General features: G+C 58.9%; 15 protein-coding genes and 1 tRNA gene. 5 read left to right on the top strand and 11 right to left on the bottom strand.

The features are described from left to right. Positions 1 to 264, bottom strand: a 264-nt coding sequence (locus MHX53_RS08080) for a relaxase domain-containing protein (protein ID WP_239272075.1), incomplete at its 3' end; no start/stop codon positions are given. A 313-nt stretch (positions 265 to 577) separates the two neighbouring features. Beyond that, positions 578 to 889 (bottom strand): hypothetical protein, encoded by a 312-nt coding sequence (locus MHX53_RS08075; protein WP_239272065.1) that lies wholly within the window; start codon positions 887 to 889, stop codon positions 578 to 580. 144 nt (positions 890 to 1,033) lie between these two features. Here MHX53_RS08075 and erm point away from each other — a divergent pair, with 144 nt between their 5' ends. Beyond that, positions 1,034 to 1,861: a 23S ribosomal RNA methyltransferase Erm gene (gene erm, locus MHX53_RS08070; RefSeq protein ID WP_239272064.1), complete on the top strand. Its 828-nt coding sequence runs from the start codon at positions 1,034 to 1,036 to the stop codon at positions 1,859 to 1,861. After that, complete coding sequence (locus MHX53_RS08065) at positions 1,858 to 2,337, top strand: AraC family transcriptional regulator (RefSeq protein ID WP_239272063.1); 480 nt, start codon at positions 1,858 to 1,860, stop codon at positions 2,335 to 2,337. The genes erm and MHX53_RS08065 overlap by 4 nt, the downstream gene beginning before the upstream one ends. Here MHX53_RS08065 and MHX53_RS08060 read toward each other — a convergent pair. Continuing rightward, positions 2,318 to 2,914, bottom strand: coding sequence for a TetR family transcriptional regulator (locus tag MHX53_RS08060; RefSeq protein ID WP_239272062.1), 597 nt, complete (start codon positions 2,912 to 2,914; stop codon positions 2,318 to 2,320). The genes MHX53_RS08065 and MHX53_RS08060 overlap by 20 nt on opposite strands. Before the next feature lie 59 nt (positions 2,915 to 2,973). Here MHX53_RS08060 and MHX53_RS08055 point away from each other — a divergent pair, with 59 nt between their 5' ends. Beyond that, on the top strand, positions 2,974 to 4,074 hold the full coding sequence (locus MHX53_RS08055; protein WP_239272061.1) for a GNAT family N-acetyltransferase: 1,101 nt from the start codon (positions 2,974 to 2,976) through the stop codon (positions 4,072 to 4,074). Positions 4,075 to 4,090: 16 nt separating this feature from the next. Here the strand turns inward: MHX53_RS08055 and MHX53_RS08050 are convergent, their stop codons facing one another. Together MHX53_RS08050 and MHX53_RS08045 are read right to left on the bottom strand one after the other, a co-directional pair. Further along, a complete protein-coding gene (locus MHX53_RS08050; RefSeq protein ID WP_239272060.1) occupies positions 4,091 to 4,621 on the bottom strand; it encodes a GNAT family N-acetyltransferase in 531 nt (176 codons plus the stop codon). Positions 4,622 to 5,194: 573 nt separating this feature from the next. After that, positions 5,195 to 5,267 (bottom strand) — tRNA-Ala (locus MHX53_RS08045). Between the two features lie 92 nt (positions 5,268 to 5,359). Between MHX53_RS08045 and MHX53_RS08040 the strand changes: the two genes are divergently transcribed. Continuing rightward, the gene (locus MHX53_RS08040) at positions 5,360 to 6,307 is read left to right on the top strand and encodes an alpha/beta hydrolase (RefSeq protein ID WP_239272058.1); all 948 of its coding nucleotides are present in this window, start codon (positions 5,360 to 5,362) and stop codon (positions 6,305 to 6,307) included. Then, the gene (locus tag MHX53_RS08035; RefSeq protein WP_239272056.1) at positions 6,294 to 6,575 is read left to right on the top strand and encodes an antibiotic biosynthesis monooxygenase family protein; all 282 of its coding nucleotides are present in this window, start codon (positions 6,294 to 6,296) and stop codon (positions 6,573 to 6,575) included. The genes MHX53_RS08040 and MHX53_RS08035 overlap by 14 nt, the downstream gene beginning before the upstream one ends. Before the next feature lie 15 nt (positions 6,576 to 6,590). On the opposite strand, the gene MHX53_RS08030 is transcribed toward MHX53_RS08035, so the two are convergent. Genes MHX53_RS08030 through MHX53_RS08005 form a run of 6 tightly spaced genes read right to left on the bottom strand, consistent with a single transcriptional unit; the run spans position 6,591 to position 12,660 of the window. Further along, positions 6,591 to 7,046 carry a monovalent cation/H(+) antiporter subunit G gene (locus MHX53_RS08030; RefSeq protein WP_239272054.1) on the bottom strand — a complete coding sequence of 152 codons (456 nt, stop codon included), beginning with the start codon at positions 7,044 to 7,046 and terminating at the stop codon, positions 6,591 to 6,593. A gap of 5 nt (positions 7,047 to 7,051) precedes the next feature. Then, positions 7,052 to 7,312: a transporter gene (locus MHX53_RS08025; protein ID WP_102237837.1), complete on the bottom strand. Its 261-nt coding sequence runs from the start codon at positions 7,310 to 7,312 to the stop codon at positions 7,052 to 7,054. Further along, positions 7,309 to 7,731: a Na+/H+ antiporter subunit E gene (locus MHX53_RS08020; protein ID WP_343212360.1), complete on the bottom strand. Its 423-nt coding sequence runs from the start codon at positions 7,729 to 7,731 to the stop codon at positions 7,309 to 7,311. Before MHX53_RS08020 ends, MHX53_RS08025 begins: the two co-directional genes overlap by 4 nt. Further along, complete coding sequence (locus MHX53_RS08015; protein WP_102237835.1) at positions 7,731 to 9,257, bottom strand: monovalent cation/H+ antiporter subunit D family protein; 1,527 nt, start codon at positions 9,255 to 9,257, stop codon at positions 7,731 to 7,733. The genes MHX53_RS08020 and MHX53_RS08015 overlap by 1 nt, the downstream gene beginning before the upstream one ends. Further along, positions 9,254 to 9,586, bottom strand: coding sequence for a cation:proton antiporter subunit C (locus MHX53_RS08010; RefSeq protein ID WP_239272052.1), 333 nt, complete (start codon positions 9,584 to 9,586; stop codon positions 9,254 to 9,256). The genes MHX53_RS08015 and MHX53_RS08010 overlap by 4 nt, the downstream gene beginning before the upstream one ends. Further along, a complete protein-coding gene (locus MHX53_RS08005) occupies positions 9,583 to 12,660 on the bottom strand; it encodes a DUF4040 family protein (protein WP_239272050.1) in 3,078 nt (1,025 codons plus the stop codon). Before MHX53_RS08005 ends, MHX53_RS08010 begins: the two co-directional genes overlap by 4 nt. Positions 12,661 to 12,685 lie beyond the last annotated feature (25 nt).

Here is a 12,685-nt window from a genome sequence, read left to right as displayed (position 1 = left end):
GTCCGCGACCCGCTCCACCGTCGAGCTGTACACCGGATACGCACGCCCCAACGGCACACCAGCAATCCGATCCCGCCCCATCCCCACCAGCAACTGAAGCTGCGCCTCCGACACCTGCGCTCCAGGGGCGATTTCACCATTACCCAAAGCAGTGACACCGGAACCAAGCCAGCGTCCAGGTGGGGTGCCAGCCTCGGCGTAGTAGCGGGTCAACGGAGTCGACAGCGACCGGTCACCATCACCAGCCGCCACAGTGCGCAGCAGGTACGTCTAGCCGTCGCCAGCCGACATCACCCGCATCGACACCGTCAAGACGAACCACCTCTCTCCCCGAAAGGTGCTCACGTCCTAGATGCGAGAGAGGGGGTGACCTATACGGCCACCCCCTCGGCGGCGTCGCCGCCAACCTCCTGGATCTTTTCGCACTCTGGAGGTTTTGCCGTTCACCGAAGTCTCGGGAACGCCACCCCGTTGCCAGGATGGAATGCGCCACGTGGCTACGCCGCGACGCGCTTCTCGCTTCTCAGGGTTCCAGCCGCGAGGTTATCCACGGACCTACGGCCCCTCCACGAGCGTTTTACGACTCCCACATGCCGCAGGCGTCGTCCAGCAGAGAAAGCGTCGGCATGCCGACCACCTCCTTTTGGGCGCGACGTTCACTACGTCGCACAGTCAGAGTACCGACCCCAAGCAAGCCTCTATCTGCAAGAGGCGTGGCAGATCTGTCGAGGTCTCTCACGGAACGAATCTCGATGATGCCAAGGCTCTGCGGCCGTGGGTTAGCTCGGGATTCGTACTGGCCATCATTGATACGGATCTCCGCGTCTTTGGGCAGAGACGGGATATTGAGTCGCTGACCGGCAGCGGGGTCACCTATGCTGGTGGGCATGTTGTTCTACGGCACTGCTTCGCTGCGACTGCGCAGCCGCTAACAGCGGCGAGCACCCTCCACAGGTTGTTGCTCCCGCCCCGGTGATCACGGCCGGGCGGCTCTTTCAGCGTGCCCGGCTCCGCAACAACCACGGAGTAAACAGTGTCTACCTATCGAGGTGGCCGTCATGAGCACGGCCAGAACTTCCTGACTGACCCATCCACCATTGCCACGATCACACGACTCGTGGCTGCCACCGAGGGCCCGATCATCGAGATCGGCCCCGGTGCCGGAGCACTCACCACCCCGCTGGCCCGGCTTGGGCGACTTGTGACAGCCGTCGAGATCGACACCCGGCTCGCCCGACGCTTGACCCAACGACTCCCGTCGCACGTGGAGGTCGTCGCCGACGACTTCCTGACCTACCGGCTTCCCACGTCTGCGCATGTGCTCGTCGGCAACCTACCGTTTCACCAGACCACGGCCATACTGCGCCGCATTCTGCACGCCCCGGCATGGACTGATGCAATCGTGCTCGTGCAATGGGAGGTTGCGCGGCGCAGAGCGGGCGTCGGCGGTGCCACGATGATGACGGCGCAATGGGCGCCTTGGTTCGAGTTCACGCTGCACAGTCGTGTTCCCGCTCGCGCGTTCACCCCGCGTCCGGGAGTCGACGGTGGAATCCTCACCATCCACCGTCGCGAACATCCGCTGCTGACTCCGGCCGAGCGGCGCCAGTTCCACGCCCTGGTCCACCACGTCTACACCGGTCCCGGCCGCGGGCTGGCCCAGATCCTCGCGCGCACCACCTCACTCGGGTCACCACAGACCGCACAGGCGTGGCTGACACGCCAAGGCATGACCGCTGCAGGACTCCCGAAGGACATGCCCGTCGAGGCATGGGTGGACTTGTTCAAGACCACCGGTTCTTCAGCGCCTGCACACCGTAAGCGGACGCAGCAGGTGAAGTCGAGGAGTCGCCGTCGATGACCATCGCAGCGCGGCGCCAGGCCTGCCGCTACACGTCAACAGCTAGGAGTGCCACGGAGCACCGTTCCGGTGAAACATCCACAGAACTGGCAGCGCGGCTGCTCGCAGAAGCACCTCAACGGGATTGGCGACTCCGTGACCTTGCCGCACTGGTTCACCTCTCGGTGTCACAGCTGGGCAGAGCGTTCACACAACGATTCGGGATGCCACCCATGCGGTACCTGGCTCACATTCGGGCCCATCGGCTGGCTCACCTTCTGGTCGAGACTGATCTTCCCATCGGCGTCGCCATGACAAACGTCGGGTGGCGCAGCCGTGGACATGCCGCACGGCAGTTCACCGACATTGTCGGGATCAGCCCGTCCGAATATCGGCGCACTGCGATTGGGCGCACTCTCACGGAGACCAGCCCGTGGCCATCAGCCACGCAGGGCAGCCCCGAATCAAAGGGCCCCCTCACGACAGGAGCGCCGTGATGCCTTCGGAGAGGATCTCTCGCGGACTGATGTGGTGGGTCGCGTGGAGGCGTGCGTAGGTGGGAGCTTGCTTAGGGTCGATGGCTACGCGCTTCTCGTCAGATGCCATGGGTGCAGTGAGGGATGCTCCGATCACCAAGTTAGACAACCGGTAAGCAGTTCCCAGCGGATCTGGGGAACCCGCTTGTTCTAGCAAGACGCACATCCGCTCGGAAAGGGCCAGGTATGCCGGGCCCCTGGGGGCTCGCATGCCGATGACCTGACCGGCCCACCGGTGAGTCGTGAGGTGTGTGAAGAAGGTGTGCATCAGGGCTGGCAGGTCAGCGCTGCGAATCGCTTCTGACATTAAGGGATCATCTGCGAGCGCCGTGTCGAGGGCAAGATCGAATAGATCGTCAACTGATTCCACGCGGGAGTACAGGCTAGTTGGCGCGACTCCCACCTGCTCCGCTACGGCTCGCAAGGTGAGGGCCTTCAACCCACCGCCGTCCAGCAGTCTCACCGACACCCTCGCAACCTCGACGATATCCACAGCACGGAGGCGTTGCACAGGTTTGCGATGTTCCCAGTAACTCACCCGACTAGCCTAACCAAACACGCTTCAGTTAGCTATCCGCACTATGTTAGGTTTGGTGCATGCTTGATGCCACCGCCCTTCCGATCGTCTTGGGAAACACTCGTTTACGCGCCTTGTCCGATCTGGACGCAGAAGCATTTGCGGCAGGCACCAGAGATGAATCTGTACAGCGCTTCGGCCACCTTCCCGAACCAAACTACACCCCCGACTCTGTGCGGCGGATGATCCGCGAAGAGGTCGCAGCAGGCCTATCGTCCGGCACGTTGGCAGTCCTCGCGCTTGCGGATACCGAGACAAACCGGTTCGTGGGATCACTGGTGCTCTTCGACGTCAGCTCCGAGGGCGCCGAGGTCGGGTTCTGGATTCATTCCAATGCTCGCGGAGAAGGGCACGCCCGTCGGGGGTTGGATCTGGCGTCGCGTTTCGCACGGAGCAGTGGGCTTCGAACCTTGACGGCGCGCACACTCCCGGAGAACAAGGCCTCCCAGCAATGCTTGACGACCGCAGGGTTCCGTGAGGTCGAGCGATCCGCAGGGACCACGCCCGCAGGACAGCAAGAGGAACTGTTTCATTACCGGCGCGATCTCATACCAAGCACCCAGTGGCCGTTGGTGACGGAACGGCTCCGACTTCGTCTGCATAATGCTGACGATGCCGAATGGCTTCACGAGCTGTATTCGCAACCCGACGTTGCTCGCTACCTGTTGGACGAGCCATGGACCGCAGAAGTCACCCGCGAAAAACTCGCCGAGCGGCTAGCGAAGAGCAGCATCGATGGCGAGACTGGTGCACTTGCGCTGGTCATCGAACATGCCGACGCCCCGATCGGGGACGTCGCATTGTGGCTCACAGATCACGAACACCGCCAGGGCGAGATCGGGTGGGTCCTTGACCCGGCACACGGTGGGCAAGGTTTCGCCAGCGAAGCCGTCCGAGCGGTACTCGCCCTCGGGTTTGACCACTACAAGCTCCACCGCATCACCGCGCAGATAGATGCCCGCAACAATGCCTCCGCAGCCCTCGCTCGCCGCGTCGGGCTCCGGCTAGAAGCACATCACATCCAGGACTGGTTCAGCAAGGGCGAATGGACCGACACCCTCGTTTACGCGCGACTTGCCTCCGAAGAATGGGCGAGGCGTGAACTACGCGGAAGATTCTAATCAGCATTCATGAGCGTCACACCCTCGACGAATCGCGGTCAGCACCAAGACTAAGGCGCAGGACAACCTCATTGTGATCGCCTTCTCGACGCACCTCGGCATCAACGAAACCCAAACGACGGGCAAGGTTCAGCGACCTCACATTATGTTCGTGAATCTCGACTTGAGCCTCAGTGACCCCGCAATCATCATGCAAACAGCCTAAAAGCCACTCTGTCGACCTCGAGGCGATCCCTTTGCCCCACATCTTGGGCAACAACACGTAGGCGATGGAAGCACGATGAGCCTCCTCGTCGATCGTTGCCTGAAGTGTGCCCAGTGGTTCATCGTCTCTGTCGTTCAAGATGATCCAGTTGAGCCATCTCACACCAAGACCCTGCGGTGCTCCCCCACAGAGGACCCTATAACGCTCTTGCAACTGTTCGAGGTTCTCAGGCGGTCGCTCATCAATAAAGGTATAGATGCGCATGTCTTGGAGCTCTTCAAACATCGACCGAGCATCAGATACCGCGAGGGGCCTGATCTTAATCTCGAACTCGTCAGTCATCAGACCATCCTAAAGCCAAATCAAGCGACTTCTATCGGAGCCCAGGCAACACCCAAGCCATCCGGGCGACAACCCTTATGAGCATCGATATACCTGCCCATGTCACCGAAACCCACTTGGACCCACCGAAACCACACACACCACCGCAGCCCGGAGAGGGAACACCTTGTCCTTAATAGGTCCTTAAGAGGTTCTATAGATCGGCGCAAAGCGAGCGAAACTACGCAATATAAAGCGCCGTATTGTTCGCTTTGCGCTGTCTGTCCTTGGGCCATCGCCTCCGCACCGCTCAGCTTTGCGCCACCTAAGGTCGGCTACATCACCACACGCTCCGACCTCATTTACCCACCACCCCTCGAACAAGGTTGGTGAGTAAACACCCTTTTTGTTCGTTTTGTTCACTTTTTCGGCTCAAAATCGGCCAGTTACTCACCACCCCTATGCGCAAACCTCTTACTTGTGGTGAGTAACTGGGTTGCAGCACATAAGGGAACGATGACCCGACACATCAACACCCCAAAACACAAAAAATCTCGGGACATCGAGTGAACGATGTCCCGAGATTTCACACTGTGGAGGTAAGGGGATTCGAACCCCTGACCTTCTCCATGCCATGGAGACGCGCTACCAACTGCGCCATACCCCCGAGCACTCGACTTATCTTAAAGTTTCAGCTCACGGAATGCAAAACCGCTCTCAAACCAAACACCCAGAATGACCCAATAAGCTGGTCTCATCATGGACTTTATTGACTCAGTCGCCACGACTTTCGACATCCCCGTGGAAGCAGGAACGCTTACCACCTCGGCGTGTCTGTACCCTCCCACCCACGTAGAAACCACCTCGGCGACATCCTCACACCGCCCCATCCTTTTCATTCACGGATTCCGCGGTGACCACCACGGCATGGCCCTCATCGCACACAACCTGCGCACACACGAAGCTCTGGTCCCCGACCTTCCCGGATTCGGCCAGACTCCCCCACTGCCAACCACAACCCTCAACTCGTACACAGACTTCATTGACGAACTGTACGCACAAGCTACGAACCACTTCGGCACAGAACCGGTGCTGGCCGGCCACTCGTTCGGCTCGATCCTCGCGGCCCACTGGGCAGCGAACAACCCCACTATCCCAGGGCTCGTGCTCATGAACCCCATCACCATTTCCCCTCGCGACAGCGCCGGCAAAATCGCAACCAAAATCACCGAACTGTACTACCATCTCGGCCGGGACCTGCCCACACACCTGGGCCGTAGCCTGCTCTCCAACTGGCTGATCGTCCGTGCCATGAGCATGACCATGGCCACCACCAACGACCCTGGCCTGCGCAAATACATCCACGAGCAGCACCACCGCTACTTCTCCACCTTCTCTGACCCCCACACGCTCAGTGACGCTTTCGACGTGTCCATGACCGCCAGCGTCGCCGAGGTGTCAGCCCGGCTGACCATGCCCGTGTTAGTGATTGCCGGGCAGCGCGACTTGATTGTGCCCATCCAGTCAACAAACAAGTTCATCGAGACACTTCCCAACGCCCGTGCCCGCGTCTTCGACGGAGTGGGCCATCTGGTCCACTACGAAGCGGCCGAAGCCACAGCTCGGGCAATTGAAGACTTCGCTGATGAACTCAGCGATTCTGCACACTACACGCAATCAGAAAGGATCGCCCATGGCACTCGTTAAGATCAACCAGCTCTCAGTCGAACCTGGCCAGGCCCAAGAGCTTGAGGCGCGTTTCGCCGCACGCAAGAAATCAGTTGACCAGGAGCCGGGCTTTCTAGGTTTCGAGCTTCTGCGCCCAACTGGCGACAACACCGACTACTTCGTTGTGACCCGTTGGGAAGATGAAGAGTCGTTTCAGAACTGGGTTGCTAAGCGCCACCCGCGCAACCCAAACGAGACCGTCTCTGCGGCTAAAGGGATGCTCGAGTTCGAGGTTGTAGAACTCTAAGCTACCGGGCTGGGCCTACCGCCACTCACCGTAGAAGTCACGCTGAGGCTTAGAATTGCCGTCCCGTTCAGCTTGCTTGGCTTCGCGGTAGGCCTGAGCCGCCAGCTTCGAATCCTCGTCAGGGTCTTTCGCGTACGCCAGGCGGTTAGGCACAGTCGCCCTAGACACGGGAGACCCTGACACAAACGTGGCACGGGACAGCACGTTCGACGCCACCGACGACACCGCGATCAACGCCAAAAAGGCCACCACCGTGGCAAACGTGCGCCACACGCTGAAGCCTTCGGCCCACAGCGAATGCACGTAGGCAGCGACCAGAATCATGGGCATACCCAGGCCGGTGACCGGCGAAAACACGTTGATACGCGACAGTGCGTCACGCGCTCTGAACATGGCCAGGGACGACCCCAACACAATGAGGCATCCGCCAATTCCAAACACGCCTACCAGGACTGTGAAAACTATATCCATGCCACTCACCTGTGCCCTCGAGTGAGAATGCGAGACAGAGCCACGGTCGCCAAGATCCCCAGCAACGACGACAAGAAGAACACGTCGATAACGATGGAGATGTTCACCAACATCCCAATAAATGCGAGGATTCCCACCGCCCCGAAGTACACAAGGTCTCCCACCACGGCACGCGACCCGGACTCAGGTGCGGTGAGCGCGCGCACCAAACCCAAGACAATCGAGACGACTAGAATCGCGATACACGTCCACAGAATGATCGTCATGATTCCTCTTCCGTCGCCTGGCGTTTGTTTGCATCCCCGTCACCAGCGGTAAGGCCCGCCGATTCAGGGATCTCCCCCGGGGCTCGCCCGCGAAGTGTCCTCAGAAGACGCGACTCCATATCGAACAGCCCTTCGAGCACTTCCTCTTCGGAATCCGCGAACATACTATGCACGAACAGCGTGGGTGGCGCGGTCGCCGTTCCCGGTCCCGTCGCAACCACCAGGGTTCCCGGCGTGATCGTAATCGACGAGGCAAACAGCGTAATCTCGACGTCGGTCACGCACCGCATGGGCACTTCCACAATCATCGGTTTGCCATAGTCTCCTGTTTTGAACAGGTTGAGAACCACGTCGAGCGTTCCGCTGATGATCTCCTTGCCCAGCCACGCCAGGTACACAATCGATCTCAGTGCCAACATCATTGTCCAAGCACCGCCTCTACATACGGGTCAACGTGCAGAAGCGCATTCGCAGCTTCCTGGATGATAGGCATGATCGCTTGCCCACCCACAAACATCGCCACGGATATGGCGATCATGAACGCACCCGGAACCAACAGCGTCCACCGCACACGAACATCGTCGGACAGGTCCGTCGCCGGCGCACGGCCGGTTGCTGGTGAGTCGGGGTGGTACTGCGTCATGTCATCGCCCCAGAATGTGTTCTTCCACAAGCGTTGCAAGGCTAGCAACGAACCGATCGACGCCAAGACTACGGTGATCACCATGACGATGGTTGCCGGTGTCACGTTTTCCATGAGGGCGCGCACCAGCCCCATCTTGCCCCACAGTCCCGAGGTGGGTGGCAGTCCGATGAGAGAGAAAAGTCCGATGATCATGAGGACAGATGCGACACGTTCTCGTCTAATCAAACCAGAGAGTTTCTTGAACGCCCCAGTTCCGTAAGTCTGCTCAATCGCGCCAATCGTTAACAAGAGACCAGACATGGTGACAATGTGGTGGACCATGTAGAAGATACCTGCTGACACTGCAGCTGTCGTGAGCACCGCTACACCAATGAGTATGTGCCCCACACCCGCGGTCATCTGGAACGCAAAGATGTTACGCACGCGAATTTCGCCGAATCCTGAAAACGCTCCCACTGCAATCGTGAGCACCACGATGATGAGCAGCACGTCTTCCCACCGGGGGTGTCCGCCAAACACAGAAACGTACACACGGTAGATTCCGTAGATGGCCACCTTTGAGTGGGTCGCTGCGAACAGCGACATCATTCCGCCCGAGGTGTTTGGATAGGAACGTACTAGCCACCCGTGGACCGGTGCGGCACCGGCTTTAATGAGAAGCGACAGGACGACGATTCCAACCGCAAGCGCCGCTTGTGGTGACACGTCTCCGAATCGGGTTTGGTCAGCCAGTACGGCAATGTTGACCGTACCTGTTGCGGCGTAGATGAAGCCGACACCAATGACCAAAAGCGTGGAGGTCAAGAGGTTCACGATCACGAACATGCGCCCCACACCCAAACGACGCCATGTTCCGGTAACGGCAATGAGCGCATAGGACGGAAGGACCATCACTTCGATAAACACGAAGAAGTTAAACAGGTCTCCCGTGAGCATTGCACCGTTGACACCGGTAAGCATCAAGAGAATCAAGGTGGGGACGAAGCGGTACTGATCTTCACCTGTGGTTCGCAAGAACGCGCACGATGCGACCACTGCAAGTGATGTAATCACCAGCATGACAGCGGTGAAGGTATCGGCGACAAACGGGATTGCCAACCCGTGTACGTATCCACCAACGGAGTGCGCAATTGTGTGCCCGTTCGCGGTTGCACCAATCAAGTAGAGTCCAGCTACCACAGTAGCCAGTGGCACTCCCAGCAGGAAGCAAAGGTTGATCCAACGGGTCCTCACAAACGTCGTGATTGCCGAGGCCGCAAGAGGGACAACGATAAACAGGAGAAGAAGCGAACCGTTCACTGTGTGCGCCTTTCTCCCGTTTCGGGAATACGGTCCTGGTCATCGTCGTGCCCCAGAACCGCTAGCGCCAACATGAAGATGGTGACAGCAAGCGTAATGACGATCGCCGTCAGCACAAACGCTTGTGGAAGAGGGTCAGCCGCTTCTGAAACGGGCGTGCGACCTGCGATCGGTTCACCGCGCCAAGCCGGTACACCAGACAACAGGAGAGCGAAGTTCGCGGCGTGAGAAATGAGCGCAAGTCCAAAAATCGCGCGCACCATTGACCGTTGCATCATGAGGTAGACGCCACCGGAAACCAAGACCCCGACCGTGATTGCGATAATCATTCGCCACGCTCCTTAGGTTGATCTCCGTATGCAATGTGCCTGGTTCGCAGTCCTACCCTCTTCTTATCGTCCGGTTTTTCGGGCTCCGTGAACTCGCTTGCTTTTGGCCTGTCACCACGCATGGTCTCCAGTGGACCGCGAAGTTCACCGTAGAGCATTTCGTCGGTACGTTCACGGGTTCGCTCAATGACGTCGATATCGCGCACCATCATTCCATCGACCAAAACGTCGTCTCCGGCCGGCGTGAACGCCGAGTCTGAGGTTCCCAACAGGTTGAACGACACCAGCAACATACCCACAACTGCCATGTACACACCTACGTCGAACGCCATAGACGTCGTTAAGTGTTGACCAAGAACATATCCATGGATCGGTTCGAGGAACGAGCCCTTAACTATGAGCCCCACGATACCTGTCAGAACGGCAACCAAAATACCGCCACCGATGAGCAGGATGGGCAGTCGCGGCGGACCAATTGCGCGGTCCTTCGACGTAGCCATATACAGCAGTCCGGCGATCGCGGATCCCACCAGAGCGGCGATGAACCCTCCGCCTGGCTCATTGTGTCCGCGCAAGAAGATCAGCAACGAACCGAGTCCTAGCAACGGACCAACGACTTTCACCATGAGTTGCATGGCAATGACATTTGGCCACGCTTCCGTGACAGCTGCAAACGCCGTACTTCCTCGTGGGCGAATCGCCAGCCACGGGCGTCGCGGCATTTCCGGAACGTCAGATGCCGGCGGGTCAATATAGCGGTCACGGACAGAAGACATCACAGCCACGATTGCGATCCCGGCCATACCCAGAACTGCAAGCTCACCTTGCGTATCCAGGGCACGGAACTCAACCAGAATCGTGTTGACAATGTTGTCACCACCCGAAATTTCGGGCGCCTTACTCAGGTAGTACATCGCAATGTCTGACCGGGCCCTTCGCCCGGACAACATCCACACGGCCAACGCAACCGAGCTACCCACGGCGATAGCAAACAGCCCACGCATGACCTGCACCTTGACCGAGTATTTCCAGAAAGTGCGAGGAAGCTTCTGCATGATCAGCATGAACACGATGATGGTCATGGTCTCGACTAACAACTGCGTTAGTGTGACGTCGGGTGCTCCAAGAGCCATGATCTGCACCGTGGCCATAATTCCGACCGCGGATAAACCGATGACCGCTGTCAGTCGCGAACGTGACAGACAAACAACGAGAGTCGCAAACGTAATAACAACAAGAAGGGCGTAGTCGATGGGCCGGTTCAGGTTAGGCACAAAGTTGGGCAGACCAGGACCGGTGTAGATCGCAATGGCCGAACCGAAAATCACCGCTGCCAAGAACCCGAGGTTCATCATGACGTGTCGGGACGCACGTTCGCTTGCAACAGCTGAGACGAGGACACCCCCCAGCCGTTCAAGACCAGCGACAATCCGGTCAATCACATCGGCGCCGGTGAACGGAATAGCAGCGCGCTCAAAGAACGCCCACACTCGCGTGCGGTTCAACGCGACCAGCACACCGCACGCAATGATGATGAGTGAGGCAATCAGTTCAGGAGTGACTCCGTGGAACATCGCCAGGTGAACGTGGTGGGCGGCTTCTCCCTGTGCCGCCGAGGTGCCAGCAGCTACCCCTGGTTCGATGACTCCCAGCGCAAAGGCGAGCGGAACCGACAACACGATCGGCAGGGCTGCGAACGTCACCATCACAAAGTCGCTGTGGCCCACTTTCTCAGCATCCACCTCGGGACCGTCAATGAATGCCCCAAACAGAATCTTGATGCAGTAGCTGATTGTCAGGACGGAGGCACCCGCTACCAAAATCAGAGCGAGCCAGCCCAAAGCGTGGCCCTCTCCCCCGGCAGAACTCACCGCTGTCAGGAGCATTTCCTTGGACACGAATCCCATCAGGGGCGGGACGCCAGCCATCGACGCGGCACCAATTGCCGTAATCGCAAAACTGACCGGCGCGACCTTGATCAAACGAGGAATCTTGCCAAACGTGCGCGTGTGGCCCAGGTGGTCAATCACACCCACCATCATGAACAGGCCAGACTTGAACATGGCGTGGGAAATGACGTGGACGAGCCCCGCGGTGAGAGCAAATTCGGTTCCGACTCCCACGGCAGCGACGATGAGCCCCAGCTGACTCACGGTGGAGTACGCCATGAGCTTCTTCAAGTCGTTTTGCGTCAGAGCACACCAGCCACCGATCCACGCGGTCACAATCCCGGCACTGACCAACAGAACATTCCACGCCAAGACATCGCTGAACGCGGGGCTAAAGCGGAACAGCAGGAAGATACCAGCCTTTACCACCGCTGCGGCGTGCAAATACGCGCTGACTGGGGTGATGGCCGCCATTGCGTCGGGCAGCCACGACTGGAACGGGAACTGTGCCGATTTCGTCATGGCTGCGACTGCCACGAGCAGCGCCATTGCAACAGTGAACCCGGGCTTTTCTTGCCACACGCTAGAGCCCAGCACCTCACGGATGCTGGCGCTTCCCACCACACCGTACATGGCCGAAACCGCAACCAGCAGGAGCACTCCACCCATGAACGTCATGAACATGGTGCGCAGGCTGGCGCCTTCGGCGGCACGGCCGGAGCGCGCAATCAGCATGAACGACGCTATCGACGTGATCTCCCAGCATACGAAGAGCACAAACAGGTTGTCGGTCAGCACCAGCCCCACCATGGCAAACGTGAAGGTGGCCATGAGCAGGTAGAACGAATAGTTGGGGCCGCGTGACAAATACCGTGTGGAGTAGAACAACACGAACGCACCAATGACCAGCGCGATCATTGTGAAGATTGCGCCCACACCGTCAACGGCGAAAGCAAGATTCACGTCGAAACTGGGCATCCACGCAAGCGACCACATTGTTTCTTGAGCTGTTGGAAACGCAGTACCATCCGTGACTGCGGCGGTAGCGGCTGGCATGAACAGTGCTGCCGCACCCAAATAACCCAGGCCCAAGAACCACCCGGTGGAACGGCCAACAACCCGGCAGAGGATCGGGGTGAGAAGAATGATCAGAGCTAAGAGTCCCAGAGTTGCGGAAATTGCCACGGAACTCCTTCTGTTACGACCATCA

It is taken from the genome of Brevibacterium sp. ACRRH (genome assembly GCF_022346365.1).
GTDB lineage: Bacteria > Actinomycetota > Actinomycetes > Actinomycetales > Brevibacteriaceae > Brevibacterium > Brevibacterium paucivorans.
The sequence above is the reverse complement of the archived record's forward strand: the minus strand, read 5'-3'. Positions and strand labels throughout refer to the sequence as shown.

Excerpts from the sequence above, each read along its gene's own strand:
- MHX53_RS08055 (WP_239272061.1), top strand. The coding sequence starts at position 2,974 with ATGCTTGATGCCACCGCCCTTCCGATCGTCTTGGGAAACACTCGTTTA.
- MHX53_RS08030 (WP_239272054.1), bottom strand. The coding sequence starts at position 7,046 with ATGGATATAGTTTTCACAGTCCTGGTAGGCGTGTTTGGAATTGGCGGA.
- MHX53_RS08020 (WP_343212360.1), bottom strand. The coding sequence starts at position 7,731 with ATGTTGGCACTGAGATCGATTGTGTACCTGGCGTGGCTGGGCAAGGAG.
- MHX53_RS08075 (WP_239272065.1), bottom strand. The coding sequence starts at position 889 with ATGCCCACCAGCATAGGTGACCCCGCTGCCGGTCAGCGACTCAATATC.
- MHX53_RS08010 (WP_239272052.1), bottom strand. The coding sequence starts at position 9,586 with ATGATTATCGCAATCACGGTCGGGGTCTTGGTTTCCGGTGGCGTCTAC.
- MHX53_RS08040 (WP_239272058.1), top strand. The coding sequence starts at position 5,360 with ATGGACTTTATTGACTCAGTCGCCACGACTTTCGACATCCCCGTGGAA.
- MHX53_RS08025 (WP_102237837.1), bottom strand. The coding sequence starts at position 7,312 with ATGACGATCATTCTGTGGACGTGTATCGCGATTCTAGTCGTCTCGATT.
- MHX53_RS08050 (WP_239272060.1), bottom strand. The coding sequence starts at position 4,621 with ATGACTGACGAGTTCGAGATTAAGATCAGGCCCCTCGCGGTATCTGAT.
- MHX53_RS08035 (WP_239272056.1), top strand. The coding sequence starts at position 6,294 with ATGGCACTCGTTAAGATCAACCAGCTCTCAGTCGAACCTGGCCAGGCC.
- MHX53_RS08065 (WP_239272063.1), top strand. The coding sequence starts at position 1,858 with ATGACCATCGCAGCGCGGCGCCAGGCCTGCCGCTACACGTCAACAGCT.